23 protein-coding genes, 1 tRNA gene and 1 pseudogene are annotated in these 22,524 nt (G+C 67.6%); 13 read left to right on the top strand and 12 right to left on the bottom strand.

Annotation, left to right across the window (positions count from 1 at the left end; all coding sequences use genetic code 11):
* Positions 1 to 2 precede the first annotated feature (2 nt).
* Genes eccB through AWC25_RS22315 form a run of 3 tightly spaced genes read right to left on the bottom strand, consistent with a single transcriptional unit; the run spans position 3 to position 3,330 of the window.
* Entirely contained in the window at positions 3 to 1,499 is a 1,497-nt protein-coding gene (eccB, locus tag AWC25_RS22325) for a type VII secretion protein EccB (protein WP_069401032.1), read from the bottom strand.
* Positions 1,500 to 1,550: 51 nt separating this feature from the next.
* A complete protein-coding gene (locus AWC25_RS22320; protein WP_069401031.1) occupies positions 1,551 to 1,880 on the bottom strand; it encodes a DUF2710 family protein in 330 nt (109 codons plus the stop codon).
* Between the two features lie 55 nt (positions 1,881 to 1,935).
* Complete coding sequence (locus AWC25_RS22315; protein ID WP_308204773.1) at positions 1,936 to 3,330, bottom strand: DUF5631 domain-containing protein; 1,395 nt, start codon at positions 3,328 to 3,330, stop codon at positions 1,936 to 1,938.
* A gap of 187 nt (positions 3,331 to 3,517) precedes the next feature.
* Here AWC25_RS22315 and AWC25_RS27045 point away from each other — a divergent pair, with 187 nt between their 5' ends.
* Positions 3,518 to 3,661, top strand: coding sequence for a hypothetical protein (locus tag AWC25_RS27045; protein WP_169717156.1), 144 nt, complete (start codon positions 3,518 to 3,520; stop codon positions 3,659 to 3,661).
* On the opposite strand, the gene AWC25_RS22310 is transcribed toward AWC25_RS27045, so the two are convergent.
* The 6 genes from AWC25_RS22310 to AWC25_RS22285 all read right to left on the bottom strand — a co-directional run bounded on the left by AWC25_RS22310 (position 3,658) and on the right by AWC25_RS22285 (position 7,895).
* Positions 3,658 to 3,969, bottom strand: coding sequence for a DUF2694 family protein (locus AWC25_RS22310; RefSeq protein ID WP_069401029.1), 312 nt, complete (start codon positions 3,967 to 3,969; stop codon positions 3,658 to 3,660). The genes AWC25_RS27045 and AWC25_RS22310 overlap by 4 nt on opposite strands.
* Positions 3,966 to 4,283, bottom strand: a complete 318-nt coding sequence (locus tag AWC25_RS22305; protein ID WP_069401028.1) for an ESX-1 secretion-associated protein — start codon at positions 4,281 to 4,283, stop codon at positions 3,966 to 3,968. The genes AWC25_RS22310 and AWC25_RS22305 overlap by 4 nt, the downstream gene beginning before the upstream one ends.
* Positions 4,284 to 4,325: 42 nt before the next feature.
* The gene (locus tag AWC25_RS22300; RefSeq protein WP_069401027.1) at positions 4,326 to 5,780 is read right to left on the bottom strand and encodes a DUF4226 domain-containing protein; all 1,455 of its coding nucleotides are present in this window, start codon (positions 5,778 to 5,780) and stop codon (positions 4,326 to 4,328) included.
* Positions 5,781 to 5,906: 126 nt separating this feature from the next.
* Positions 5,907 to 6,269: a DUF4226 domain-containing protein gene (locus AWC25_RS22295; protein WP_069401026.1), complete on the bottom strand. Its 363-nt coding sequence runs from the start codon at positions 6,267 to 6,269 to the stop codon at positions 5,907 to 5,909.
* Between the two features lie 28 nt (positions 6,270 to 6,297).
* A complete protein-coding gene (locus AWC25_RS22290) occupies positions 6,298 to 7,113 on the bottom strand; it encodes a C40 family peptidase (protein WP_069401025.1) in 816 nt (271 codons plus the stop codon).
* Entirely contained in the window at positions 7,110 to 7,895 is a 786-nt protein-coding gene (locus AWC25_RS22285; RefSeq protein WP_085167675.1) for a helix-turn-helix domain-containing protein, read from the bottom strand. Before AWC25_RS22285 ends, AWC25_RS22290 begins: the two co-directional genes overlap by 4 nt.
* Before the next feature lie 143 nt (positions 7,896 to 8,038).
* Here AWC25_RS22285 and AWC25_RS22280 point away from each other — a divergent pair, with 143 nt between their 5' ends.
* From AWC25_RS22280 to AWC25_RS22260, 5 genes are all read left to right on the top strand, one after another.
* Positions 8,039 to 8,455, top strand: a complete 417-nt coding sequence (locus AWC25_RS22280) for a WhiB family transcriptional regulator (RefSeq protein WP_085167673.1) — start codon at positions 8,039 to 8,041, stop codon at positions 8,453 to 8,455.
* Between the two features lie 87 nt (positions 8,456 to 8,542).
* On the top strand, positions 8,543 to 9,925 hold the full coding sequence (locus AWC25_RS22275) for an acyl-CoA dehydrogenase family protein (protein WP_069401022.1): 1,383 nt from the start codon (positions 8,543 to 8,545) through the stop codon (positions 9,923 to 9,925).
* A gap of 49 nt (positions 9,926 to 9,974) precedes the next feature.
* On the top strand, positions 9,975 to 10,964 hold the full coding sequence (locus tag AWC25_RS22270) for a pirin family protein (RefSeq protein WP_069401021.1): 990 nt from the start codon (positions 9,975 to 9,977) through the stop codon (positions 10,962 to 10,964).
* Positions 10,951 to 11,292 (top strand): GNAT family N-acetyltransferase, encoded by a 342-nt coding sequence (locus AWC25_RS22265; RefSeq protein WP_069401073.1) that lies wholly within the window; start codon positions 10,951 to 10,953, stop codon positions 11,290 to 11,292. Before AWC25_RS22270 ends, AWC25_RS22265 begins: the two co-directional genes overlap by 14 nt.
* 340 nt (positions 11,293 to 11,632) lie before the next feature.
* Positions 11,633 to 13,000 carry a PPE family protein, SVP subgroup gene (locus AWC25_RS22260; protein ID WP_085167744.1) on the top strand — a complete coding sequence of 456 codons (1,368 nt, stop codon included), beginning with the start codon at positions 11,633 to 11,635 and terminating at the stop codon, positions 12,998 to 13,000.
* A gap of 7 nt (positions 13,001 to 13,007) precedes the next feature.
* Here the strand turns inward: AWC25_RS22260 and AWC25_RS22255 are convergent, their stop codons facing one another.
* The gene (locus tag AWC25_RS22255) at positions 13,008 to 13,895 is read right to left on the bottom strand and encodes an SCO6745 family protein (RefSeq protein ID WP_085167672.1); all 888 of its coding nucleotides are present in this window, start codon (positions 13,893 to 13,895) and stop codon (positions 13,008 to 13,010) included.
* A 128-nt stretch (positions 13,896 to 14,023) separates the two neighbouring features.
* Complete coding sequence (locus tag AWC25_RS22250; RefSeq protein ID WP_085167670.1) at positions 14,024 to 14,851, bottom strand: class I SAM-dependent methyltransferase; 828 nt, start codon at positions 14,849 to 14,851, stop codon at positions 14,024 to 14,026.
* 143 nt (positions 14,852 to 14,994) lie between these two features.
* Here AWC25_RS22250 and AWC25_RS22245 point away from each other — a divergent pair.
* Positions 14,995 to 15,174 (top strand): annotated as a pseudogene (locus AWC25_RS22245) (helix-turn-helix domain-containing protein); the annotation flags it as partial.
* A gap of 126 nt (positions 15,175 to 15,300) precedes the next feature.
* The gene (locus AWC25_RS22240) at positions 15,301 to 15,504 is read left to right on the top strand and encodes a hypothetical protein (RefSeq protein ID WP_084229386.1); all 204 of its coding nucleotides are present in this window, start codon (positions 15,301 to 15,303) and stop codon (positions 15,502 to 15,504) included.
* 15 nt (positions 15,505 to 15,519) lie between these two features.
* Here the strand turns inward: AWC25_RS22240 and AWC25_RS22235 are convergent.
* Positions 15,520 to 15,605, bottom strand: a tRNA-Leu gene (locus AWC25_RS22235).
* A 251-nt stretch (positions 15,606 to 15,856) separates the two neighbouring features.
* On the opposite strand from AWC25_RS22235, the gene AWC25_RS22230 reads away from it, so the two are divergent.
* The 5 genes from AWC25_RS22230 to pbpA all read left to right on the top strand — a co-directional run bounded on the left by AWC25_RS22230 (position 15,857) and on the right by pbpA (position 22,476).
* Positions 15,857 to 17,479, top strand: coding sequence for an FHA domain-containing protein (locus tag AWC25_RS22230; protein ID WP_085167668.1), 1,623 nt, complete (start codon positions 15,857 to 15,859; stop codon positions 17,477 to 17,479).
* 108 nt (positions 17,480 to 17,587) lie between these two features.
* Complete coding sequence (locus AWC25_RS22225) at positions 17,588 to 18,055, top strand: FHA domain-containing protein FhaB/FipA (protein WP_061557684.1); 468 nt, start codon at positions 17,588 to 17,590, stop codon at positions 18,053 to 18,055.
* Between the two features lie 55 nt (positions 18,056 to 18,110).
* On the top strand, positions 18,111 to 19,595 hold the full coding sequence (locus AWC25_RS22220) for a PP2C family protein-serine/threonine phosphatase (protein ID WP_085167666.1): 1,485 nt from the start codon (positions 18,111 to 18,113) through the stop codon (positions 19,593 to 19,595).
* Positions 19,592 to 21,001, top strand: coding sequence for an FtsW/RodA/SpoVE family cell cycle protein (locus tag AWC25_RS22215; RefSeq protein WP_085167664.1), 1,410 nt, complete (start codon positions 19,592 to 19,594; stop codon positions 20,999 to 21,001). The genes AWC25_RS22220 and AWC25_RS22215 overlap by 4 nt, the downstream gene beginning before the upstream one ends.
* The gene (gene pbpA, locus AWC25_RS22210) at positions 20,998 to 22,476 is read left to right on the top strand and encodes a D,D-transpeptidase PbpA (protein ID WP_069401014.1); all 1,479 of its coding nucleotides are present in this window, start codon (positions 20,998 to 21,000) and stop codon (positions 22,474 to 22,476) included. The genes AWC25_RS22215 and pbpA overlap by 4 nt, the downstream gene beginning before the upstream one ends.
* The last annotated feature ends 48 nt before the right edge of the window (positions 22,477 to 22,524 follow it).

Raw genomic sequence — 22,524 nt, 5'->3', positions numbered from 1 at the left:
GTTTAGCCCCCGCCTGTCAATTCGTTGAGATCGGGAATCGGTGCCACGGCGCCGCCTGCGACGACGGCGTCGCGTGACACCAGGGCCGCATCGCGGCCGATCGCCGGGCCAGGCGCGAAGGTGCGCACGATCGGCCAGGGTGCTTGCACGGCAAGCTTGGGGTCCAGCCCCAGCGCCTGCAAGGTCGCGTGATCGGATTGGATTCCATACCGCACACCTTGCGGTGAGATCCAGTACAAGCTTTCCCGGCTGTCCGCGGTGGCGACACCGCTGGTCGTCGTGACGAAGTTCGCGGCGCCGGGCAGTATCAATGCCTGTTGCGCTTCAACGGAATTGGCGTCGCGGTCGTCGCGAACCAGATGCACCACCCGCGGATCCATCCCGATCGCAACCGGCAGTCCGCGTCCGGTCAGGACGGCGATCCGGGCCTGCGGGTCGCCGCTCTGCTTCGCCCATCCCACGCAGGTCACCGGATTCGCGTTGGTGTCAACGAATTCCAGCTTTTCCGACGGGTAGTAGTCGACGTCGAGGACGTCGACTACCGGGATCTGGATCAGCTTGTCGGGGGCGACGAGGGTGGGTGTCGCCGCGCCTTCGGAATCGGCGGTCCGCAGTAGGTCGGCGACGAAGCTGGTGATCTTTTGCACGCCGTCGGGCAACAGAACGTAGAACCCGTTGACGGTGCCGTTGGCGTCCCGAGTTTCCAGGACCCTGCCCACGATCGAGCCGGGCAGCCATCGCGACGGTGTTCCACGGCCCGGAATGGTCGGCAGCACAAGGGGTTCCGTCGAGGGCATCGCATCGAAAAGCGCGTTGGAGATTTCGATCGGGTACGTCGCTCCGGGATCGAGCCCCAGGTTGAACGTCACCGACCGGTCCGCAGGATCGATGCGGGACCGTTGGTTGTGCCAGACCACATAGGTCGCGCCCTTGTGGGTGGTCAGGATTGCCTGCCTTGGGCTCATCGGCTGCGAACGACCGAGCGGGGCGAGTTGGCCGGCGATCGCCGTGACCACCGGCGCGGTCCCGCTGCCCCGGGTGGCGGCGGTGTCGCACACCGACCATGCCGACTCGGCACTTGCGGTGACGGGCAGGCTGTCCGGGGCGCCGGGAATGCCGATCGTCGGACCGGTCGGATATTTCGCAATTTCGCCGGCCCGCACCCAGGTAGGGCTGCCCGCACTGCCGACCGCCAGGCGTGCCGAGGTCAGGTTGAGCGCGGGGTAGAGCCGACCGTTGAGCATCGCGTAGATCGCACCGGTATCGCGGTCACCAATGATCGATGACTGGCCGATCAGCCCGGAGGGCTTCATGATATGCAGCAGGGCCATCCACCCGACGCCGATGACCACGAGCACAATCGACAGCGCCACCGCCGCTTGCTGTTTGCGGTCGTCGTGCTTCATCCGCACCGAGAACCGAGTGATCGCGGCCCGCAATCGCCGGTTGTAGAACAGGTGCCCCGAATTCTGATCCCGATTGGACAGATTGAGCGGCACGGTTCTTCTCCTTTCGGCGGTCGCCCCAATGTTGCTGCATCGACGCCGGCGTCAGTGCAGCTCGCCGCCGTACCTCGCCCGATTGTCGGCTTCTGCCTCTTCGCGCAGTGCGGCGATGGCCAGGTTCAGTCGGTCGGCCAGCTCCGAATGGGCGTAGCCCGTCATCACGCCGGGATGCAGCGTCAGCTCGACCAGCTTGCCGTCGGAGTTTGCCACGGCGCGAATATCCCCCAAGTCCACGCTGTAGGTGACCGTCTCGGCCTGGGCGACCAGGGCTTCCCACTTGTCGGCCGCCTCGCTCAGTTCACGTAATACCGCCTCGACGAGGTCTCGGTCTTTCAGGCCGCTCCGTTCGCTGCGACCGCCCGACCCCGACACCATGTCAGTATCATCGACCCCTCCAACCAGCGTCAATTCACAGTTTGCCGCCGAGGCGTCAGCTGCCGGCGGTCCAACGGCTGGCTGGCGGCTCGTCGAGTTTCTGGAACCACGCCAAGTGATAGTTCGCCGATACCGCGTCACCGGAGACGCTGGCATCGGTGACCGCCAGCAGTAGGCAATTCAGCAAGAGTGCCGAGTCGACATCCGGGTACTGGCTGAACAGCTGGTAGCGGGCGGTGTCGAGGTGGACCCGCAACAGCTCGGCTTCCTCTTCGACGACGCCGGTTCCCGCGCTGGCCGCCTTGGCCAAGGTGTGGACCAACCGCGGTAGTCCGTCGCGCCAGTGCGTGAGTCGGCTCAGCTCCCAGCCCAGATCTTGCACTGCGGGAAGTTCGCGGGCCGCCCCCGACCGGGGTGTCGGGCCGAAGTCGCCCGGCCGGCCGACCGGGTCGCCGGGGGTATACGTCGCGGCCAGGCGGGCAGCCCCGAGTAGCGCGTGCGCCCTGCCCGCGCGCCGGCCGGGCGCTAATAGCCGCACGCCCTCCGGTAGCTCGACGCCCGGCGGGATCCAGCCGTGCGCCACGTCGGTGACCACCAGTGTGGTGCCGTCCGCGAGGTCTCCGACGGCCCAGTTCAGTTGCGGTTCTTGGCGAACCAGGAATGCCAGCAGGCGCTGCAGCCGCTCGGTTTCGGTTTCGGTGTCCGCCTGGGTGGGCGCGGCCTCGGGTTGCGGTTCGGGTTCCTGGTCCGCCTCGGGTTCGGGCTCGGGCTGCGGTTCGCTGACGGCCGGTACCTCGGCGGGCACGTCGACCACCGGCTCAACGGCGGTCACCGGCTCGGGTTCCGGCGGCGGCTCGGCCGGGCTGCTGACCGCCTTGGTTTCGGCCAGCGACGGGGCGCGATGCCTTCCCGCCGCGGAGTCGTGCTTGTCATCGCCGCCGGACGTTGCGGTGACCGATTTTTCGACGGTCGTCGACTCGTCGGGCGCGGGTTGCGCGGTGCCGATCACCTCGGTTTGATCATCGGCCGGCTCGGCGACTTCGGGCTGCGTCGTCGCCGGGATGACCTGCGTCGTGTCGAGCGCCCGGTCGGGGACCGAACGGTGGGCGGGAGGAACCACGGGGATGATCTGCGTTTTGTCCAGATCCGCTGCGCCCGCCCGGCTCTCGACCGGCACGCTGTGACGGCGCGCGCGCAGCTGTGTCTTCATCAGGTCCAGCTGGCGCATCGTCGATTCGACTCGGCGGACGGCGCGGGCACGCGCGTCCTCGACGATGCGGGCCTCGGCCGCCTTGCGGCCCTGCTCGCTGAGTCCGGCGCGCTTGACCATCCCCAGCTGCTTGTTCGCGCTGCTGACGATTCGCTGCAGATCCTTTTCGAGATACTCTGCGAGCGGGGCGGTTTCGTCGGTCACCATCGCCAACTCGGCCGGCCAGAGCCCGCCGATCACCCACGGAGTGCAATCGGTAGGAGAGCTGAAGGCCGGAATCGACAATGATTCCCGGGTAGCTCTCCGGAGGCGCTGGCGCGCCGTCATTCGACCGAAGATCGCCACCCGGCCAGACTACCGACCGTTCGGCAAACTGCTTGAGCGAAGGTGAATTGTGCGGCACCGATGCGCTGGGTAGCGTGAGCTCATGGCCGACTCCGCGCTACAGCAACAACTCGACGAAGTGCGCGCCCTGCTCGGCCGGGCCCGAGAGTTGTTCGGCGCCAACCCGATCGAGCCACCAAGCGACATCGCGCCGGATCCCGATGCCGCCAAGCCCTGGCTGATCTAGTCCGTACTGTCGCGGCGGCGCAACTTGTGCGCCAGCAGTTTCTCGATGGCCGCATCGAGATCGTGCGGTGTCGGGACCTCCGCCGACGGTGTGTGTCCGGCCGCGACGATCTCCTGACGAACTTCCAGCAGCGCCTTGAGCCACGACACGTCCGCGGTCAACAGGATGGCCCGGGCGAGGGTCGCGGCGTCGGTATCCATCGCCTCCTCGCTCAGCGCGACGCTGTGCATGTACCCGCCGCGGCAGGAGCGGACCAGGATGTGGCCACTCGGGTGAACGGTGTCGAAGGCGGGATTGGCGTCTGTCATCGACCGCCGTCGACGACCCGGCCGAGCGCGCCGGCCGCATCTTGCTCGTGCTGATCCCACGTCGTGGCCGACACGGTCAGTTTGTGCGCCATGTCAGCGTGTTCGTCGGCCTGCTGCTCGTAGCACTGGCGGCGCAGCTCGAGCAGTTCGCGCCCCGCCTCGCGGAGTTCACCGAAAATCGGGCCGAGCGAATCGAGGCTCTCCTGGATCGCCGCGTGCGTGGACGGAATAGTCCGCAAGTACTCCGAGGTCTCCTGGTGATGGGTCGCGGCTTCGCGTAACTGGGCCGGCGCCACCTGGATTCGATCTGCCATCGGGTGTCTCCTGTTCCTGCGCCGCCGGCCGGGCCGGCGAGTTCACTTTTCTCGCGGGGTCGGCGTCGCCGCCGGCCTGGTTGGTGTCGGTGCCTCGGTTGTGGCCGGGGCGGTGGCGGTGGACGGCACCGGCGGATGCTCCCAGCCTAGAAAGCTGGGCCCACTTACGGTGGCAATGTGCTGAATCTGGCCGTCGAGCAGTGCCTTGCTATGGCCGAGGCCCAGGGCATGGCGGTCGGTGAAGATGCCGATGTCACCGGGCACGACCTGTAGCGGTTCGATCGGATCGGCGACCGCGGTGCCCGGCGCCGGAATGGTGATGCCCTGCTGGTGAAACGCATCCGGAATGGATGCGCCCCCGACCGCAGCCTGAATGACGGCCGCCAATTGCGGGCTGGCCGCCGTCACGGTCTCGCCATTGGGCAGCGTCACCGAGGTGGGGCCCGACGACGAAGATTCGGCGCCCGACGCGTCGTCCGACACGTCCTGTCCGTGTTCGTCGTCGCGTTCGTCGGGACGATCCGAGTCGGGGTCGAGCGGATCCTCGCCCAGGCTGTCCTCGGCCAGGTCCTCGAGAGCCGGATCGGCCGCGGTGCCTTCCTGGCGCTCCGACGGGGTGAACCCGCTCGGCGCGCCCCAGCCGCCCATCGATCCCGGTGCCGGCCCCAGCCCGACGTTGGGGATGCTCGGCAACGCCGGGGGCGGCGCGGCCGCCGGGGCAGCCTCGGCCGGACCGGCAACCGGACCGCCGGCGGGCACCCCTGGATCGTCGAGAAGCAGCGAATCCAGCAGCGGATCCCAGTCGGTCCCGGCGTTTGGGCCGGGCGACGGTTGACCAGGGTTCGGTGTCGGTGCGGCCGTCGCGGGGGCCGGTGCCGCCCCGGACGCCCCGGAGGCGCCCCCGTCCCCGGTCGATACGCCGTACAGCGATGTCCACGCGGCCATCAGCGCCGACTTCGACGTGTCATCCAGGCTGGCGTTCATGACCACCGCACGGATGTCTCGCAGCTTGCCGATGAGGAAGCGCTGAAAGTCTCGCGCCCCTGCCGGCGTATCCAGGTCCGAACGCATCCGCACCGCGAGTTCGGTCTCGCGTTGCAGCGCGGCTAGGGCGTCTGCCCCGTCGATAGTTTTCAAGTGCGCGTTCATGATGGCCGAGATGACTTGCAGATCCAACTGTGCGCTGGCCGAATTCTGGTGTGCCAGAGCGGCTTCGGCGTTCGCGATGGCCTCTGCGGCGGCGCCCTGAGAACGATCCGTGGGGCCCTGGGCCGGCTCGGGCCGTGGTGCGCCGACGGGCGCAGAGCCAGGATTGAAGACCTCGGGATGTTGCTGACGGATTTTGGTCATGATCGTCTCGAGCTGGTCCGGCCGGGTGGCCGGCGTGATCACCGCCGCCAGCTCCGCCGGTGTCAGGCCGGCTTGCCACGCATTGGGATCGCCGGTGCGGTCACGCACCGCGCGCACCGTGGCCAGCATCTCGTCATAGGTGGACATCGGCTAGGCCAACTGCGCTGCGCCCCAGCGCGGGCGGTGTCGCGACCCCTCCATGCCGGGTGACAGTAGTGAGAGCCGTTGGCCTCGACAATTCACCGCGGCGCGGCTGTGGAGGAATGGCCACGGCTACCCCGCGGGGGTGTCGTAGGTTCCCCGCAGGCGTTCCAGCACAGCAGCTTTCGCCCGGTCCAGCTCGCGCGCGTCCGCCACCACCGCGGCGATCTCGCGTTGTTTGGCCACCAGGAACCTCTGAAACTCCCGCGCGCCCAGCGGAGTGTCCACGGCCAAGCCGGCGTAAATCGGCACGGCATGCTCGATTTCCTCGGCGATCGCATCCAAGCGCTCGATGTTTTCCCGGCTCGCGGCGTGCGCGGCGGCCAGCACGTCCAGCAGCGTTCGGTCGGCATCGGCGAGCGAATCGTGCCGAGTCGCCAGGGCCGACTGCTGCGCCCGGATGGCCGCTAGTGAAGGTCCGGCTTGTTCGGCCATGCGTTCAACCTAACTTCGTAGCGACTACTCATATCGGCCGGCGTATCGCGATGTTGCTGCCCAGCTGGCTGATTCGCACCGACGCACCCGGATAGGGCGCCTCGACAACAAGATTGTTGCCGATCGCCAGCTGCACGTGGCCCGCGTGGGGAAAGACCAGATCGCCGGGTCTGACGTGCGACCGGGGCACCGGCAGCCCGTCGTTGATCTGCTGATAGGTGGTGCGGTCCAAGTGAATGCCGGCCTGCGCATACGCCCACTGCACCAGGCCGGAGCAGTCGAAGCGGTCCGGACCGGTGGCACCCCAGACGTAGGGGCGGCCGAGCCGCGACAACGCCGCGCGCACCGCGATGCCGGCGCGTGAACTAGGCGATGGCAGCCGCAGCCCGGCCGGCACCGTACCGCGGGGGTGCCGCATTCGGTAGCGCAGTGCCCGCAACGCGGCCGCCCGCCGTCGCGCGCGCAGGCGGGCCGTCAACACGTGGGCTCGTTGCGCGCGCAGCCGCGCGACCCGGCGACGCATCGCCTCGCGCTGGGCCATCGGCGCGTCCGGGGTCACCGCGGCGTCGGCGCGTGCCTCGTCGAGGACGGTCCTGGTCAGCTCACGGGCGTGCGCCCGATCGCGGTGGGCGGCCGCGATGACGGCCGCGGCCGTGTCATCCGTGCGGGCCGCCGCGAGCAGCGCCTCGTGGCTTCGCCTTGCCCGCACCTGGTAAGCACGTTGTCCCACCATGGGATTCGGTGTGGCGGCGGGGCCGGGGGCGACGCCCATCGGTGCCGGTCGGCTGTCGCCGGTGAACAGCGCATGAGCGCGCCGCAGCGCCTCGACATCGGTCTCGGTCATTCGTCCCCCTCGCCGCTGACCTGATCGGTGGTGCCGTGGTTCGACTCCACCGCTTTTGTGAACGCACGCACGCGGGGGAGGACCCCCGCGGGGATCACGCCCCGGTTCCGGATGTCCCACATGTCGTCGTTGCTGACCCCGAGCAGCGCGGCGATGATCGTTTCTGGCAACGACGACTGCGCGCACGCCCGGTCGAATCGGGCGCTGACGCTGTCCGGCATCCGTTTCAGCAGTGCGCCGCGCGTGTCCTCGAGAGCGCGCAGGTGTTGCATGAGCCGATCCGTGGAGTCCGCGCCCGCGTTGACCGCTACCCGCCAGGAGCTGGCGGCGAGCATCTCGGCCTTCACGCACTGCGCGATCACAGAGAGAATATACGTCTCATATTCGTTTGATGTCGTCGCCGGCAGTCGTTCGATGACGGATTTGAGAGCATCGAGCTGCGCTTCGGCGTAGCCTTCCAGCACTTCGGTGTCGCTGTGACGGTCGACGACGACCGCCCCGGCGCGGGCCGGGGCCGTCTGCTGCGGCGGCTGCGCGGCCAGCAATCGGGCCAGCTCGGCGTCCGGATCGGCGGCCACCAGCAGTCGAGAATACGTGCCCGGCGGCAGGCCTAGTCCGTTTTCGACCTTTTGAACTGTGCTTTTGTGGGGCTTGCGGGCACCGCGCTCGAGGTAGCTCAGGCCCATGATGCTGACGCCGGTGGCGGCGGCGAGGTCGGCCAGGGACCAATCGCGGGACTCCCGCAATGCACGGATCGCCGCGCCTGCCGACTCACGGCTCACCGCGGGCTCCGCCCATAGGCCGGATATTACACAGGCCGGGGCCTATCGCTATGGATATACGTTTTTATCTCGTTTCGCTTGCACAGCCGCGGCTTGTGTGTATACGCTTTCGCCTACGTTTCATTCCAGACAAGGAGATCGCCATGGGACATCCCTGCGCAGCCGATCCGGAATTGTGGTTCGGCTATCCCGATGACGACAGTGGGGACGGCGCGGCCAAGGCCCGTGCGTACGAACGATCGGCCACCGAGGCGCGGCTGCAGTGTCTGCGCCGTTGCCCGCTGGCCCAGCAGCGCCGGTGCGCGCAATACGCGATCGCGCATCGCGAGGAATACGGCGTGTGGGCCGGCGTCAAGCTGCCCGGCGGGCAGTACCGCAAGCGGGACCAGCTGGCCCGGGCGCACGAGGTCTTGCGCCGCATCGCCGCCGGCGAGATCAGCCCGCGGCAGCTGCCCGAAAACGCCGCCTTGCTCGCACGTAGCGAGCACCAGCCCATCCCGCGGCCCGCGGTCGTGTTGCATCTGCCGACCGCGCAGGTGGGCCCGCGCACGGCAGCCTAGAGGAGACAGGCGTGAACGTTTGTTCACCCAATGGACCGGGTAGTCGAACGCGGCGGGACACCAGACCGTCGACCCGAAGGCCCAGCCATGACGTTCAGCCTCACCCCCACCGCAGCACAGCACGACCTTTCCCGGCGGACCCACGAGTTCGCCGAATCGGTCATCCGTCCGGTCGCACTCGACTACGACCAACGACAGGAATTTCCCTGGCCGGTGCTCGAGGAGGCGGCTCAACGCGGCTTCTACAGTCCGCTGTTCTACCGCGATCTGATCGGCGATCCGTCCGGCCTGTCGTTGCCGATCTTCATGGAGGAGTTGTTCTGGGGGTGCGCCGGTATCGGTTTGGCGATCGTGATGCCGGCGCTGGCGCTCTCGGCGATCGGCCAAGCCGCCTCCCCGGAGCAGATGCTGCAGTGGGCTCCCGAATGTTTCGGTACCCCAGGAGATCTCAAGCTCGCCGCGCTGGCCATCTCCGAACCGGAAGGCGGCAGCGACGTCCGCAATCTGCGCACCCGGGCGCGTCGCGACGGTGACGACTGGATCATCGACGGCCACAAGATGTGGATCGGCAACGGGGGCATCGCCAACGTGCACGTGGTCAATGCCGTCGTCGACGAGGAACTCGGCCACCGTGGACAAGCGCTGTTCGTGGTTCCGGGTGGCACCCCCGGGCTGGAGCTGGTGCGCAAACTGGACAAGCTGGGCTGTCGCGCATCCCATACCGCCGAGCTGCGTTTCGACGGCGTTCGAGTTTCCGGAGCCAACCTGCTTGGCGGACAAGAAAAACTCGAGCACAAACTGGCCAAGGCACGCGAGCTCGTCGCGGGCGGACAGCGCTCGGGCTCGGCAACGCTGGGCACCTTCGAGCAGACCCGCCCGATGGTGGCTGCCCAGGCGATCGGCATCGCCCGCGCCGCGCTGGAATACGCAACGGCGTACGCGACCGAGCGTGAGGCATTCGGCGGGCCCATCATCGACAACCAGGGCATCGCGTTCCCGCTGGCCGATCTGGCAACGCAGATCGACGCGGCCCGGCTGTTGACCTGGCGCGCGTCGTGGATGGCCGCCAACAACGTCGCGTTCGAACGCGGCGAAGGCTCGATGGCCAAGCTCGCCGCTAGTGAGGTGGCGATCAAAGCCACCGAACGGGCCGTCCAGACGATGGGCGGCTGGGGCTACATCACCGATCATCCGGTCGAGAAGTGGTATCGAGATGCCAAGCTGTACACCATTTTTGAGGGCACCAGCGAAATCCAGCGGATGGTCATCGCCAATGCGTTGGGCGCATCGGTGGGCACCCCGCCGTTGCACGTCGTGCTCGAGCCTTCCGGCGGGCCGCTGAACCGGATCTTCGGGCGGGGCACGCCCCTGCGTTCACGCGCCGCCGATACCGCGTTGTCGATGAAGGATCGGCTGCCCGAACCGATCATGCGGGCCGCGATGAAGGTGCTGCGGCCGCCCGGCAGGTAGCCCGGCCCGGGTACGGTCGCCGTATCACGCCCGCAACGAAGGGTGCACGGTGAGCAATCTCGAAACCGCCCCGCCCGAAGTCGCGTGCGGCACCTCCCGCACGACGGACACGGAGGTGCTGCGCCCGCGAGAGGTGCCGCTGGGCGGGCCGCGGGCGATCCGAGTGCAGCGCACCTTGCCGCAGCGACAGCGATCGCTCATCGGGGCGTGGTGCTTCATCGACCACTACGGGCCGACCAGCGCGCGCATGGACGTTCCGCCCCACCCGCACACGGGACTACAAACGGTCAGTTGGCTGTTCAGTGGGGAAGTGGAGCACCGAGACAGTGCAGGAGTGCGCGCTTTCGTCCGGCCCGGCGAACTGAACTTGATGACCGCCGGCGCCGGCATCTGCCATTCCGAGGTGTCGGTCGAATCGGATGCCCTGCTACACGGAGTGCAACTGTGGGTCGCGCTGCCCGACGCCGACCGCGACACCGGACGGGACTTCGCGCACCATGTGCCCGACCCGGTTGCGCTGCCGGGGGCGGTGGCGCGGGTGTTTCTCGGCGAGCTGGCCGGCAGCCGTTCCCCGGTGCCCACCTTCAGCCCGCTGCTGGGCGCCCAGCTCGATCTCGACGGCAAGGCCGAACTGCAGCTGGACCTCGACCCCACGTTCGAGCACGGCGTCCTGTGCGACGTCGGCAGTGTGCAGATGAGCGCCGTCCACCTGGCCGCCGGTGAGCTTGGCTACCAGGCGCCCGGCAGCCCCGTCCTGCGGCTGCGTAATTTTGGGGAGCAGCCGGCGCGGGTAGTGCTGTTGGGTGGCGCCCCGTCCGTCGAAGAGCTACTGGTGTGGTGGAACTTCGTCGGGCGCGATCACGAAGAGATCGTTCGCTATCGCCGACTGTGGGAGGACGCCGACGCACGCTTCGGTGCCGTCGCGGGTTATCGGGGTTCGGTCGCGAGGCTGCCCGCCCCGCCGCTGCCGACCACCCGGCTGCGGCCCCGGCCATTACCGCGCGCAACGAGAGAGAGGGACACAAATTACAACCGATAAGACCGGCGCAGAAACCACGGTCACCGAGGGACACCGGACGTACACCATCGCCGTCGACGGCAAGACGGTCGGCCGCGCCGACTACGCGGACCGCGATAACCAGCGTGTTTTCTATCACACGGTGGTCGACCCCGAGTACGGCGGGCGAGGCCTGGCGACCATCCTCGTCGAGGCGGCGCTCAACGGCGCCCGCGACGCCGGCAAGCGGATCGTGCCGGTGTGCTCGATGGTGGGCACGGTCCTGAAGAAGCATCCGGAGTTTGACGAGCTCACCGACCCGGTGACCGCCGAGGTACAGGGCTGGGTGCAGACCCAACCCAGCAACTAGCGGGGCCGATAGACCGCGTTCGCCGGGCGGTGCAAGTCGGGTCCGCGGCGCCGCCGCACCGCGAACTTTCAGGCCCGCCCGGCGCGCCAACGTTGAAGTGTTCCGCACGGAGAGTTGCGCCGCATGGCTTAACCTGTCCTACCAGGACAGCTGGGTAACTGGGTGCTGACGGCAACACGGTTCCCGGGCTTCCGGGCGGAGGTTGTTGTCGCAATGCGACGACTAAAGATTTTCATAAGCAAAACCGGGGGCACGGGGTACTCAGCGCGGGCGGTACTTTCGTTCGTTTGCCGTACACCTAGCCGTCGGCGGGGCGGCGACTTTTGTCGGAGGGAACATGATGGACTTCGCCTCATTGCCGCCGGAGATAAATTCCGCGCGCATCTATGCCGGGCCTGGTTCCGCGCCGATGCTGGCCGCCGCGTCGGCATGGGAAGCCGTGGCGGCCGAGCTGCACTCGACGGCGATCGCCTATCAATCAGCCATCAACGAGCTGACCTCCGGTCCCTGGCTCGGCCCCGCCGCGACCACCATGGCCGCCGCGGCCGCCCAATACATGTCCTGGGTGACGGCCGCGGCCGCGCAGGCCGAGCAGACCGCCAGCCAAGCGATGCTGGCAGCCGCCGCCTACGAGGCCGCATTCGCCGAAACCGTGCCGCCGCCGGTCGTCGCGGCCAACCGCGCGCTGCTGGCCACGCTGGTGGCGACCAACTTTTTCGGCCAGAACACCGCGGCGATCGCGGCGACCGAGGCGCAGTACGGCGAGATGTGGGCCCAGGACACCGGTGCCATGCAGACCTATGCGGCAACCGCGGCGTCGGCCAGCCGGTTGCAACCCTTCCAATCCCCGCCGTCGAACACCAGCAGCGACGGGGCCGCCGGCCAAGCTTCGGCGGTCCGCGCCGCCGTCAACACCGCGGCCGGTGATGCCCGGGGCGTCGTGGGGTCGACGCCCCAGACCTTCGTCGCAGGCCAGGAAGTGGCCGACTTGGGCGCAACCGACCTGGCCTTCCCGGGGTTGGGCGGGCGGGATGCGCTCGGCCTAGCGGCGGACCTGAGCGCGGTGTTCCTCGACCCCGAATTCGGGGCGGCAAGCCTGGCCGCCGACACCTCGTTGGGGACTACGGCTCTGCCCTACGACGTCGGCGGTTACTACACCGGTGTGCACACCGATGACATCGTCAGCGGCTGGGCCGGCGTGCAGGCGTGGCCGGGCAACGCGTCGGTCCCGCCGACATCATTTCCGGTGCTCACCAACCCAACCGAAACGGTTACCGGTGGCTTCAATCAAGCGAGCTCAGTCGGCCGGTTGTCGGTGCCGCCGGGATGGGCGGCCGCGGCACCGGAGTTGCGTGCGCTGACGACCGCGCTGCCGGCCGCCACCGTGGGGGCCGCCGCGCAAGCCACCGGCTCCAGCGCGGGCAGCCTGTTCAGCCAGCTGGCGTTGGCGGGCATGGCCGGACGGGCGATGGCCGGCGCCACCGGGAGCGGCGGCGCGGGAGCCAAGGAGCGCATCGGGGTGCCCGGCCGTAAACCCAAAGACGCGAAATCACCGGAGGTAAGCGAGGTGCTGCCGGCTCCGCTCGGCGGGCCGATCACCAGCATTGCCGCCGAGCTTCGGGAGTTGGCCTCGCTGCGGGATGCGGGCATTCTCACCCAAGACGAGTTCGTCGAGCAGAAGCAGCGCCTGCTGCCACGCGATCCGTAGGCCTGCGCTAGACCAAATGTGCGCTGGCGTCCTGCAATTCGTCGTGACGCAACGACATCGGGGTGACGGCTGGGAGATCACCGCCCTCGATCACCGCCCGGGTGATCGGCGTCAACGCCTGGAACAGGACCTCCACCTCGTCGTCGCTGAGCGCCTCGAGCGCCGACAGGGCCAGCGCATCGGTGCTCAATTCGACCTGTTGTTTCAGCTGCCGGCCCGCCGCGGTGAGCGATCCGTCTTCGTCGAGCACACCCCGCTTCCCCAGCCGGCGCTCGTGGTTGCTCCATTCCTCGTCATCGTAATCCCGTGTGCGAGCGATATATTCGCGTGGAACGCGATTCGCTGCGGCGTGCAACACGTTGCACTCCCGGCCGGAGATGCCGGCCGCGGTCAGAACCGCCACGTGGGCGTCGCCGCGTTGCTCACGTAGCAGCGTGGTGGCATGCCAAAGCGCCGCGAGTGGACCGTCCGGCCACGGCAGCGCGCGGTTGGCGGCGAACAGCGGGCGCCCGTCGGCGGGGGCCCAGCGCGCGGTTTTCGTCGCTAATTCCGCTGCGATGCATACGTTTTCGTCCTCTGTGAGGCCATACCGGCGCAACGCGGCAACGGCCGAATCCAGGCGGGCGCGCAGCGCGTCCTGCGGACCGGCGATCTGCCATGCCGCCGGCAGCGCCTTGGCCACCCGCTGGGGAGCGAAGTTGTAGAAGACGGCGGTGACGACTTCGGGGGCGACCTGGCCCAGCGGGGCGGAACGGGCGGCGAAGTAGCCCATCCAGAAGCCCCGGTAACCCAGCGCGTCGAATGCCGCGCGGGCCTCCGGCGCGAAATACGTCACGGCATGCACCGGCTCGAATCGATCGAAGAAGCGTCGCGCCAGTTCCGGTTGTCTGCGCACGCTTGCAGTTAAGCATTGCGGACCTGCGCGGCCCATCCCGAGGGCTGTGTCTCGTTTCTAGAGAATTCGGACGTCTCACGACTTGCCTGGAGCAAATCCGTGAGCGCGCAGAACACAGGACGAGCTGACTATCTGGTCCCGTAGATCATCTGGCATGTCGCCGGGATGTTATGTCCGTCACCGAACCTGGATTCGTACTGCCCCAGTAGTTCGTGCAGGGTCGACCGGATGCGGGTCACAGTCAGTTCGTCGAGGTCGGCGAGACTGCCGCTCCATATCGACCAGGCCAGTTCCCAGCTGGAGTCGAAGTCAGGGTAGTGGACGACCCAGTCAAAGGTGTCCACAACGACGTCGCTCATACCCGCGGCGCGCAGCCAACCCTCGCGGACGCCCGGTGCCGCCATCTGCTGGAACCACGTGAATAGATCAGGTAGCAGATCAGCCGCAACGTGCGTGGTGATGGCGCGATGCGAAAGTGTCAGCAAGGGATGGTCCTCGGCCCGCGCCCAGACGGCGAGGGCGAATCGGCCTCCCGGCTCGAGGATGCGGGCCATCTCGCGCGCGGTCGTCGCCGGGTTGCCGAGCAGCAGCGCGCCCATCCGAGAGATGACCGCGTCGACGGTACCGTCGTCAATTGGGAGACGATCCATCGATCCGGTGACGAATGTCGTTCTGTCGGTGAGGTCTTGCTCTTGGGCGTGTTGTCGGGCTGCCGCGATGAGGGCTCGCGATAAGTCGATTCCGGTTAGATGCCAGTCGTGATGGGTCTTGACCAGGCTCAGTCCAGGTTCACCGACACCACAGCCTAGGTCGACGACGTTCGGCTGCGACCCGAGATCGTCTCCAAGGGCTGAGACAATCGCGCCGGTGCACGCGTCGAGTAACAGCAGGCACCGCTCGCAATCGTCAACGGTTTCGAATCCGGGCTGATCACTGTCGTACTCCGTTGTGGTCATTCTCAGTAGAACGTCGGCTGCTGCCTTTAACTTCGGCTGACGCCTTTGTACTACCGCGCCGTCTCTAACTTGCGCGAAGGCATCAGACGGGCTCTCGACTAAAGACCTCGAACTTGCGGCCGCCACCTGAACGCGACCTCGCACTGACGGGTACCAAACCCGCCAAACTCACCCTCGAACAACAGCAAGAACTCCGTCGTCTGGCCGAGACCGGAGAACCCGTTCACGAACTCGCCAAAGCGTTCGGCATCAGCCGAGCGACGGCATACCGATACCTCGCCGCACCCGTGAACAACCCAGTGTTGGAGTCGAGGCAGCCGTGAATCTGACCGAGCTGGGCGCGGCCCGTGGTCGCAGTTCGAACCACCGCTCATGGTGGGCGAAGGGGTGTGTGAGCTCACGACACAAGTGGCAGATGAGTCGCGTCATGGGTTACACCCGCCACTGTCGTGCTCACAGGCACACAGCTCGTCGCCGACGGCCTTGACGCCGGCCCGGTCACCCTGCAAGGACACCTGGGCCACCACGGCCTGGTCACCCGGCAGCCACGCAAACCACCGCGCAGCTCCTATCACCGCTTCGCCGCCGAACAACCCAACCCAAAGTTGGCACACTGGACACTGGCCGGTGGCCAGGGGATCTGTCACCCATGAACCGACTCATCACAATGGTGGGCGAAGGGGGACTTGAACCCCCACGTCCCGAAGGACACTGGCACCTGAAGCCAGCGCGTCTGCCATTCCGCCACTCGCCCGGGGAAACAACCGAAGGACCATATCACTGTAATAGTGCTTGGCCCTAACCGCTCCCGCGGGCCGCCCCGATCTGCACCGACCTGCCAGCTGCACGCGACCCAAGACCAGTGCGGGGATGCGATTCTCAGAGTTCTCACGGTGACGCGGCGCGGCGGTGTCCCGATACCATGCATGAGTGATGCGATACGCGGGTAAGCCGTTTGCCTCCCGCCGGCGAGACACCGCGACAAGTGCGGGCGAGCGCTGAAGGATGGGTAGCCAAAAGGGGCTCGCCGCGCGGATCGAACGCAAGCTCGAGTCAACGGTCGGCGATGCATTCGCCCGGATGCTCGGGGGATCGATCGTCCCTCAGGAGATTGAGGCCCTACTGCGCCGGGAAGCCGAAGACGGTGTCCGGCCGCTGCACGGAAACCGCCTTTTGGCGCCCAACGAATACGTCATTACCCTCGGTGTGCACGACTTCGAGCGGATGGCCGCCGACCCGGATCTCACGTCGGGCGCTTTCGCTAGATGCCTGGCCGACTATCTCCATGAACAGGGGTGGGAAACGTATGGTGATGTCGTCGTTCGGTTCGAGCAGCTACCGAACCTGCATACCGGCCAGTTCCGCGCCCGCGGTGCTGTCAACCCCGACGTCGAGCCCCGCCCGACGGGCAACGACCCCGTCCGGCCACAATCAAATCAGGCGTTCAGCGCAGAACCAGGAGTACCACCGATGACTGACAACTCGAGCTACCGCGGCGGTCAGGGGCAGGGGCGTCCCGGCGACGAGTACTACGCGCGTCCGCAAGACGACCAACGCGGCGGCCAAGACCCGCAGGCCGGACCCGACCAGCGCGGCGGGTACCCGCAGGAGCAGGGCGGCTACCCACCCCCGGGCGGCTACCAGCCTCCGCGCTACCCCGACCAGGGCCAGGGCGGCTATCAGGACCAGCGCGGTGGCTATCCCGAGCAGGGCGGATACCAAGAGCAGCGGGGCGGCTACCCCCCGCAGGGCGGCTACCCGGGCCCGGCCGGCTACCCGGACCAAGGGCGGGGCTACCCGGACCAGGGACAGGGCGGTTACCCGCCCCCCTACGAACCGTCGTATGAGCAGCGGCCTCCCGCCGGTGGGTATGGCGGACCCGGCTATGACCAAGGCGCCCAGGGTTACGACCAGGGCGGGCAGGCATACGACCAGAGCTACCGGCCCGGCGGCGGCTATCCCCCGCCTCCCGCCGGGCAGCCGGGCTACGGCGGCTACGGCGGCGACTACGGGCGCGGCCCGGCCCGTCCCGAGGAAACCGGTTACGCGGCCCCGCCCCCGCCCGAGCAGCGCCCGTCCTATCCGGAGCAGGGCGGCTACGACCAGGGCTACCAACAAGGTGCCCCGAGTTACGGCCAGCAGGAGTACGCCGGCGGCGATTACACCCAGTACGCGGAGAACATTCCGGCCGGCGGTTACGGTCCGCAGGGCGGGGGCTATCCGGAGACGGCCCACCGTGATTACGAATACGGCCAGGCACCCGAGTACGGCCAGCCCGCCGATTACGGCCAGCAGGCCGGAGGGTATGGCGGTTACGGTCAAGGCGGTTACGGAGGGGCCGGGGCGGCGGTGACGCTGCAACTCGACGACGGCAGCGGCCGCACCTACCAGCTGCGCGAAGGTTCGAACATCGTCGGTCGCGGCCAGGACGCCCAGTTCCGGCTGCCCGACACCGGTGTGTCGCGCCGGCACCTGGAGATCCGGTGGGATGGGCAGGTCGCGCTGCTGTCCGATCTCAACTCCACCAACGGAACGACCGTCAACAACGCGCCGGTACAGGAGTGGCAGCTGGCCGACGGTGACGTGATCCGGTTGGGCCACTCGGAGATCATCGTCCGGATCCACTGAACGCACCGCGCTCAAGCTGCCGTGCTTCTCCCCGCGTCGAACGCCCTCCAAGTATCGTGACGTTGCTTGGTTTCACGAGGTGCGGCGCCAGGACGGAAAGGACGCCAGATGCAGGGACTAGTACTGCAGCTGACGCGTGCCGGATTTTTAATGCTGTTGTGGGTATTTATTTGGTCCGTTCTTCGGATTTTGAAGACTGATATCTACGCACCAACGGGTGCGGTCATGGTTCGTCGTGGCTTGGCATTGCGCGGCAGCCTGCTGCCGTCTCGCCAACGCCGCCATGCCGCCCGCTATTTGGTGGTGACCGAGGGAGCGTTGGCAGGTGCGCGCATCACGCTCAGCGGGCAACCGGTGTTGATTGGTCGCGCCGACGACTCGACGCTGGTGTTGACCGATGATTACGCCTCGACGCGGCACGCCCGGCTGTCGCAGCGCGGCTCGGAGTGGTACGTCGAGGATCTAGGATCGACCAACGGCACTTACCTTGACAGGGCGAAGGTGACGACTGCGGCACGAGTTCCCATCGGAACGCCGATCCGAATCGGCAAGACGGCGATTGAGTTGCGCCCGTGACCCGCGCACACGACAACCAGACCGGCTCGGCACCCGGGGTCGAGGAGTTGCGCCCGTGACGCTGGTCCTGCGATATGCCGCCCGCAGCGATCGCGGACTGGTACGCGCCAACAACGAAGACTCGGTTTATGCCGGTGCTCGGCTGCTGGCGCTGGCCGACGGCATGGGCGGCCACGCGGCCGGCGAGGTGGCTTCGCAGCTGGTGATCGCCGCGTTGGCCCATCTTGACGACGACGAACCCGGTGGCGATCTGCTCGCCAAGCTGGATGCGGCGGTGCGCGCCGGCAATGCGGCGATCGCGGCGCAAGTCGAGATGGAGCCCGAGCTCGAGGGAATGGGCACGACCCTGACCGCAATCCTGTTCGCAGGCAACCGTCTTGGACTGGTGCACATCGGCGATTCACGCGGCTACCTGCTCCGCGACGGCGAGCTTGTGCAAATCACCAAGGACGACACCTTTGTTCAGACGCTGGTCGACGAGGGGCGGATTACCCGGGAAGAGGCGCACAGCCATCCGCAGCGATCGCTGATCATGCGGGCGCTGACCGGTCATGAGGTCGAACCCACGCTGACCATGCGCGAGGCCCGCGCCGGCGACCGCTACCTGCTCTGCTCGGACGGGCTGTCCGATCCGGTCAGCGACGAGACCATCTACGAAGCTCTGCAGATCCCCGACGTTGCCGAAAGTGCTTACCGTCTCATCGAATTGGCGCTGCGCGGCGGCGGGCCCGACAACGTGACCGTCGTCGTCGCCGACGTCGTGGACTACGACTACGGACAAACCCAGCCGATCCTGGCCGGCGCCGTGTCCGGCGAGGAAGACCAGCTAACGCTGCCCAACACCTCGGCGGGCCGAGCCTCTGCCATCGGCGCTCGTAAGCCCGCCGCCAAACCCGTTGCGGCACAAGAAGAAACCGCCCCCAACCCGCGGTGGGCATGGCGGCGGACGTTCATCGTCGTCACGTTGGTGGTACTGCTCGCGCTCGCCGGCCTGGCCATCGGGCGGGCGATCATCCGGAGCAACTACTACGTCGCCGAGTACAACGGCATGGTCTCGATTATGCGCGGCATTCAGGGGTCGCTGCTGGGCATGTCTCTGCACGAGCCGCATTTGGCGGGTTGTCTCAACGCGCGCAACGACTTATCGATCATCAGCTACCCCCAGTCCAGCGGTCAGCTCGACTGCCGGCTGTTGCAACTACAGGATCTGCGGCCCGCCGCCCGCGCCCAGGTGCTGGCCGGGCTTCCGGCCGGAACCTTGGCTCAGGCCGAATCGCAACTCAAAGAGCTCGCGGCCAACAACCTGCTGCCGCCCTGTCCGCCGCCGCGGGCCACGTCGCCGCCGACCCCGGCGACCAGCGGGACAACACCGCCGAGCGCTACCGCGCCCCCCACTCCTCCCAGCAGTACGGCCCAGAGCACCACTCCCGTAAGCACTTCCCCTGCGGCGCCCGCGCCCTCGTCGCCTCCGACCACCACGGTGACCGCCCTCCCGCCAATCCCACCTCAGCCGGGCATCGACTGCCGGGCGGCTGCATGACCACACAGGTCCAACCGCCGGTCGCGGTGACCCCGCCGCTGCCTACTCGCCGCAACTCCGAACTGATGTTGTTGTGCTTCGCCGCACTGATCACCGTGGCCGCGCTGCTCATCGTCGAGGCCAACCAGGGACGGGGGCTGCGCCTGGATCTGGTCGGCTACGGGTTGATCTTCTTGGCAGTATTCGGTAGCGCACACCTGGCCGTGCGGCGCTTCGCGCCCTACACCGATCCGCTACTGCTGCCAATTGTGGCGCTGCTCAACGGACTTGGCCTGGTCATGATCCACCGGCTCGACCTCGTCGGCAGCGAGCTCAGCGGACGTCATCACCCCAGTGCGACCCAGCAGCTGCTGTGGACGTTGGTCAGCGTCGCCGCGTTCACATGCGTGGTCACGTTCCTCAAAGACCACCGGCAGCTGGCCCGCTACGGCTACATCTTCGGACTCACCGGTCTGGTGTTCCTGGCCATCCCGGCGATCCTGCCGGCGTCGCTGTCCGAGCAGAACGGCGCCAAGATCTGGATTCGGTTGCCGGGCTTCTCTATTCAGCCCGCCGAGTTTTCCAAGATTCTGCTGCTGATCTTCTTCTCTGCGGTCCTGGTCGCCAAGCGCGGTCTTTTCACCAGTGTGGGCAAGCATCTGATGGGGATGACGCTGCCGCGCCCACGCGATCTCGCGCCCCTGTTGGCGGCCTGGGTGATCTCGATCGGCGTCATGGTCTTCGAAAAGGATTTGGGCACTTCGCTATTGCTGTACGCGTCGTTCCTCGTCGTGGTGTACCTTGCCACCCAACGCTTCAGCTGGGTGGTCATCGGTCTCACCCTGTTCGCCGCGGGAAGCGTTGTCGCGTATTTCATTTTCGTGCACGTGCGAGTTCGGGTGCAGATGTGGTGGGACCCGTTCTCCGACCCCGACGGCAACGGCTACCAAAGCGTGCAGTCGCTGTTCAGCTTCGCCACGGGTGGCATTTTCGGCACCGGGCTGGGCAACGGCCAGCCCGACACGGTGCCGGCGGCGGCCACCGACTTCATCATCGCGGCGTTCGGCGAGGAGCTCGGCCTGGTCGGGCTGGCAAGCATCTTGATGCTCTACACCATCGTCATCGTCCGCGGCCTGCGCACCGCGATCGCTACCCGCGACAGCTTCGGTAAGCTACTGGCCGCCGGGCTCGCCTCGACGCTGGCCATCCAACTGTTCATCGTGGTCGGCGGTGTCACTCAACTCATTCCGCTGACGGGCCTTACCACCCCGTGGATGTCCTACGGCGGATCGTCGCTGCTGGCCAACTATGTGCTGCTGGGCATTCTGGCGCGCATCTCGCACAGCGCGCGCCGGCCGTTGCGCACCCCCAAACGGGACACCGCCCCGATCGCGGCCGCCGGCACCGAGGTAATCGAGCGGGTATGAACGCCTCCCTGCGACGAATCTCGGTAACCGTGATGGCGTTGATCGTGTTGCTACTCCTCAACGCCACGATGACGCAGGTCTTTGCGGCCGACGGTCTGCGCGCCGACCCGCGCAATCAGCGGGTGCTGCTCGACGAGTACTCGCGTCAACGCGGTCAGATCATTGCGGGTGGCCAGCTGCTGGCCTACTCCGTCGCCACCGATAGCCACTTCCGCTTCCTGCGGGTGTACCCGAACCCGGCGGTGTACGCCCCGGTGACCGGCTTCTACTCGCTGCGGTATTCCAGCTCCGGACTGGAGCGGGCCGAGGACTCGCTGCTCAACGGTTCCGACGTGCGGCTGTTCGGCCGCCGGCTGGCCGACTTCTTCACTGGCCGCGATCCTCGCGGCGGCAACGTCGACACCACCATCAACCCCCGCGTGCAGCAGGCCGGCTGGGACGCGATGCAGCAGGGGTGCGGCGGGCCGCCGTGCAAGGGAGCCGTCGTCGCCCTGGAACCGTCCACCGGCAAAATCCTTGCCATGGTGTCGTCGCCGTCCTATGACCCCAACCTGCTGGCGTCCCACGATCCCGAGGTGCAGGCGCAGGCATGGCAGCGGTTGCGCGACGATCCGGACAACCCGCTGGTCAACCGGGCGATCTCGGAGACTTACCCGCCCGGTTCCACGTTCAAGGTGATCACGACCGCCGCGGCGCTGCAGAGCGGGGCCACCGAGAACGAGCAGCTGACGGCGGCACCGACGATCCCGCTGCCCAACAGCACCGCCACCCTGGAGAACTACGGCGGCACCCCGTGCGGCGACCAGCCGACGGTGACGCTCAGCGAGGCCTTCGCCAGGTCCTGCAACACCGCCTTCGTGCAGCTGGGCATCCTCACCGGGGCCGAGGCGCTGCGCAGTATGGCGCACTCGTTCGGCCTGGACAGCACGCCGAGCGTGATTCCGCTGCAGGTCTCGGAGTCGACGGTTGGGATCATCGCCGATGCGGCGGCCCTCGGGATGTCTAGCATCGGGCAGAAGGACGTGGCGCTCACCCCGCTGCAGAACGCGCAGATCGCCGCGACCATCGCGAACAACGGCGTGACGATGCAGCCGTACCTGGTCGAGAGCCTCAAGGGACCGGACTTGGCCAACATCAGCACGACGGCGCCATATCAGCAGCGTCGCGCGGTAACGCCGCAGATCGCCGCTAAGCTGACAGAGCTCATGGTCGGAGCCGAGAAGGACGCACAGCAGAAAGGGGCCATTCCCGGCGTGCAGATTGCATCCAAGACCGGTACCGCAGAGCATGGCACCGACCCGCGCAACACTCCGCCGCACGCGTGGTACATCGCGTTTGCGCCCGCGCAGGCGCCGAAGGTTGCGGTGGCCGTGCTCGTGGAGAACGGTGCCGACCGCCTGTCGGCCACCGGCGGCGCCTTGGCCGCTCCGATTGGACGTGCCGTCATCCAGGCCGCATTGCAGGGGGGCCCATGAGCCCGCGCAGGCGAACGCGCGTGAGGATCGCAGCGCGGAACGCGCGAG

The sequence above is a fragment of the Mycobacterium sherrisii genome (assembly GCF_002102355.1).
Lineage (GTDB): Bacteria > Actinomycetota > Actinomycetes > Mycobacteriales > Mycobacteriaceae > Mycobacterium > Mycobacterium sherrisii.
This window is presented reverse-complemented; position numbering and strand designations above follow the sequence as displayed.

What these genes read in the sequence shown, in the direction of transcription:
- AWC25_RS22225 (WP_061557684.1), top strand. Translation starts at nt 17,588, where the DNA reads ATGCAGGGACTAGTACTGCAGCTGACGCGTGCCGGATTTTTAATGCTG.
- AWC25_RS22295 (WP_069401026.1), bottom strand. Translation starts at nt 6,269, where the DNA reads ATGGCCGAACAAGCCGGACCTTCACTAGCGGCCATCCGGGCGCAGCAG.
- AWC25_RS22310 (WP_069401029.1), bottom strand. Translation starts at nt 3,969, where the DNA reads ATGACAGACGCCAATCCCGCCTTCGACACCGTTCACCCGAGTGGCCAC.
- AWC25_RS22215 (WP_085167664.1), top strand. Translation starts at nt 19,592, where the DNA reads ATGACCACACAGGTCCAACCGCCGGTCGCGGTGACCCCGCCGCTGCCT.
- AWC25_RS22260 (WP_085167744.1), top strand. Translation starts at nt 11,633, where the DNA reads ATGGACTTCGCCTCATTGCCGCCGGAGATAAATTCCGCGCGCATCTAT.
- AWC25_RS22275 (WP_069401022.1), top strand. Translation starts at nt 8,543, where the DNA reads ATGACGTTCAGCCTCACCCCCACCGCAGCACAGCACGACCTTTCCCGG.
- AWC25_RS22305 (WP_069401028.1), bottom strand. Translation starts at nt 4,283, where the DNA reads ATGGCAGATCGAATCCAGGTGGCGCCGGCCCAGTTACGCGAAGCCGCG.
- AWC25_RS22250 (WP_085167670.1), bottom strand. Translation starts at nt 14,851, where the DNA reads ATGACCACAACGGAGTACGACAGTGATCAGCCCGGATTCGAAACCGTT.
- AWC25_RS22300 (WP_069401027.1), bottom strand. Translation starts at nt 5,780, where the DNA reads ATGTCCACCTATGACGAGATGCTGGCCACGGTGCGCGCGGTGCGTGAC.
- AWC25_RS22230 (WP_085167668.1), top strand. Translation starts at nt 15,857, where the DNA reads ATGGGTAGCCAAAAGGGGCTCGCCGCGCGGATCGAACGCAAGCTCGAG.
- AWC25_RS27045 (WP_169717156.1), top strand. Translation starts at nt 3,518, where the DNA reads ATGGCCGACTCCGCGCTACAGCAACAACTCGACGAAGTGCGCGCCCTG.
- pbpA (WP_069401014.1), top strand. Translation starts at nt 20,998, where the DNA reads ATGAACGCCTCCCTGCGACGAATCTCGGTAACCGTGATGGCGTTGATC.
- AWC25_RS22280 (WP_085167673.1), top strand. Translation starts at nt 8,039, where the DNA reads ATGGGACATCCCTGCGCAGCCGATCCGGAATTGTGGTTCGGCTATCCC.
- AWC25_RS22320 (WP_069401031.1), bottom strand. Translation starts at nt 1,880, where the DNA reads ATGGTGTCGGGGTCGGGCGGTCGCAGCGAACGGAGCGGCCTGAAAGAC.
- AWC25_RS22290 (WP_069401025.1), bottom strand. Translation starts at nt 7,113, where the DNA reads ATGACCGAGACCGATGTCGAGGCGCTGCGGCGCGCTCATGCGCTGTTC.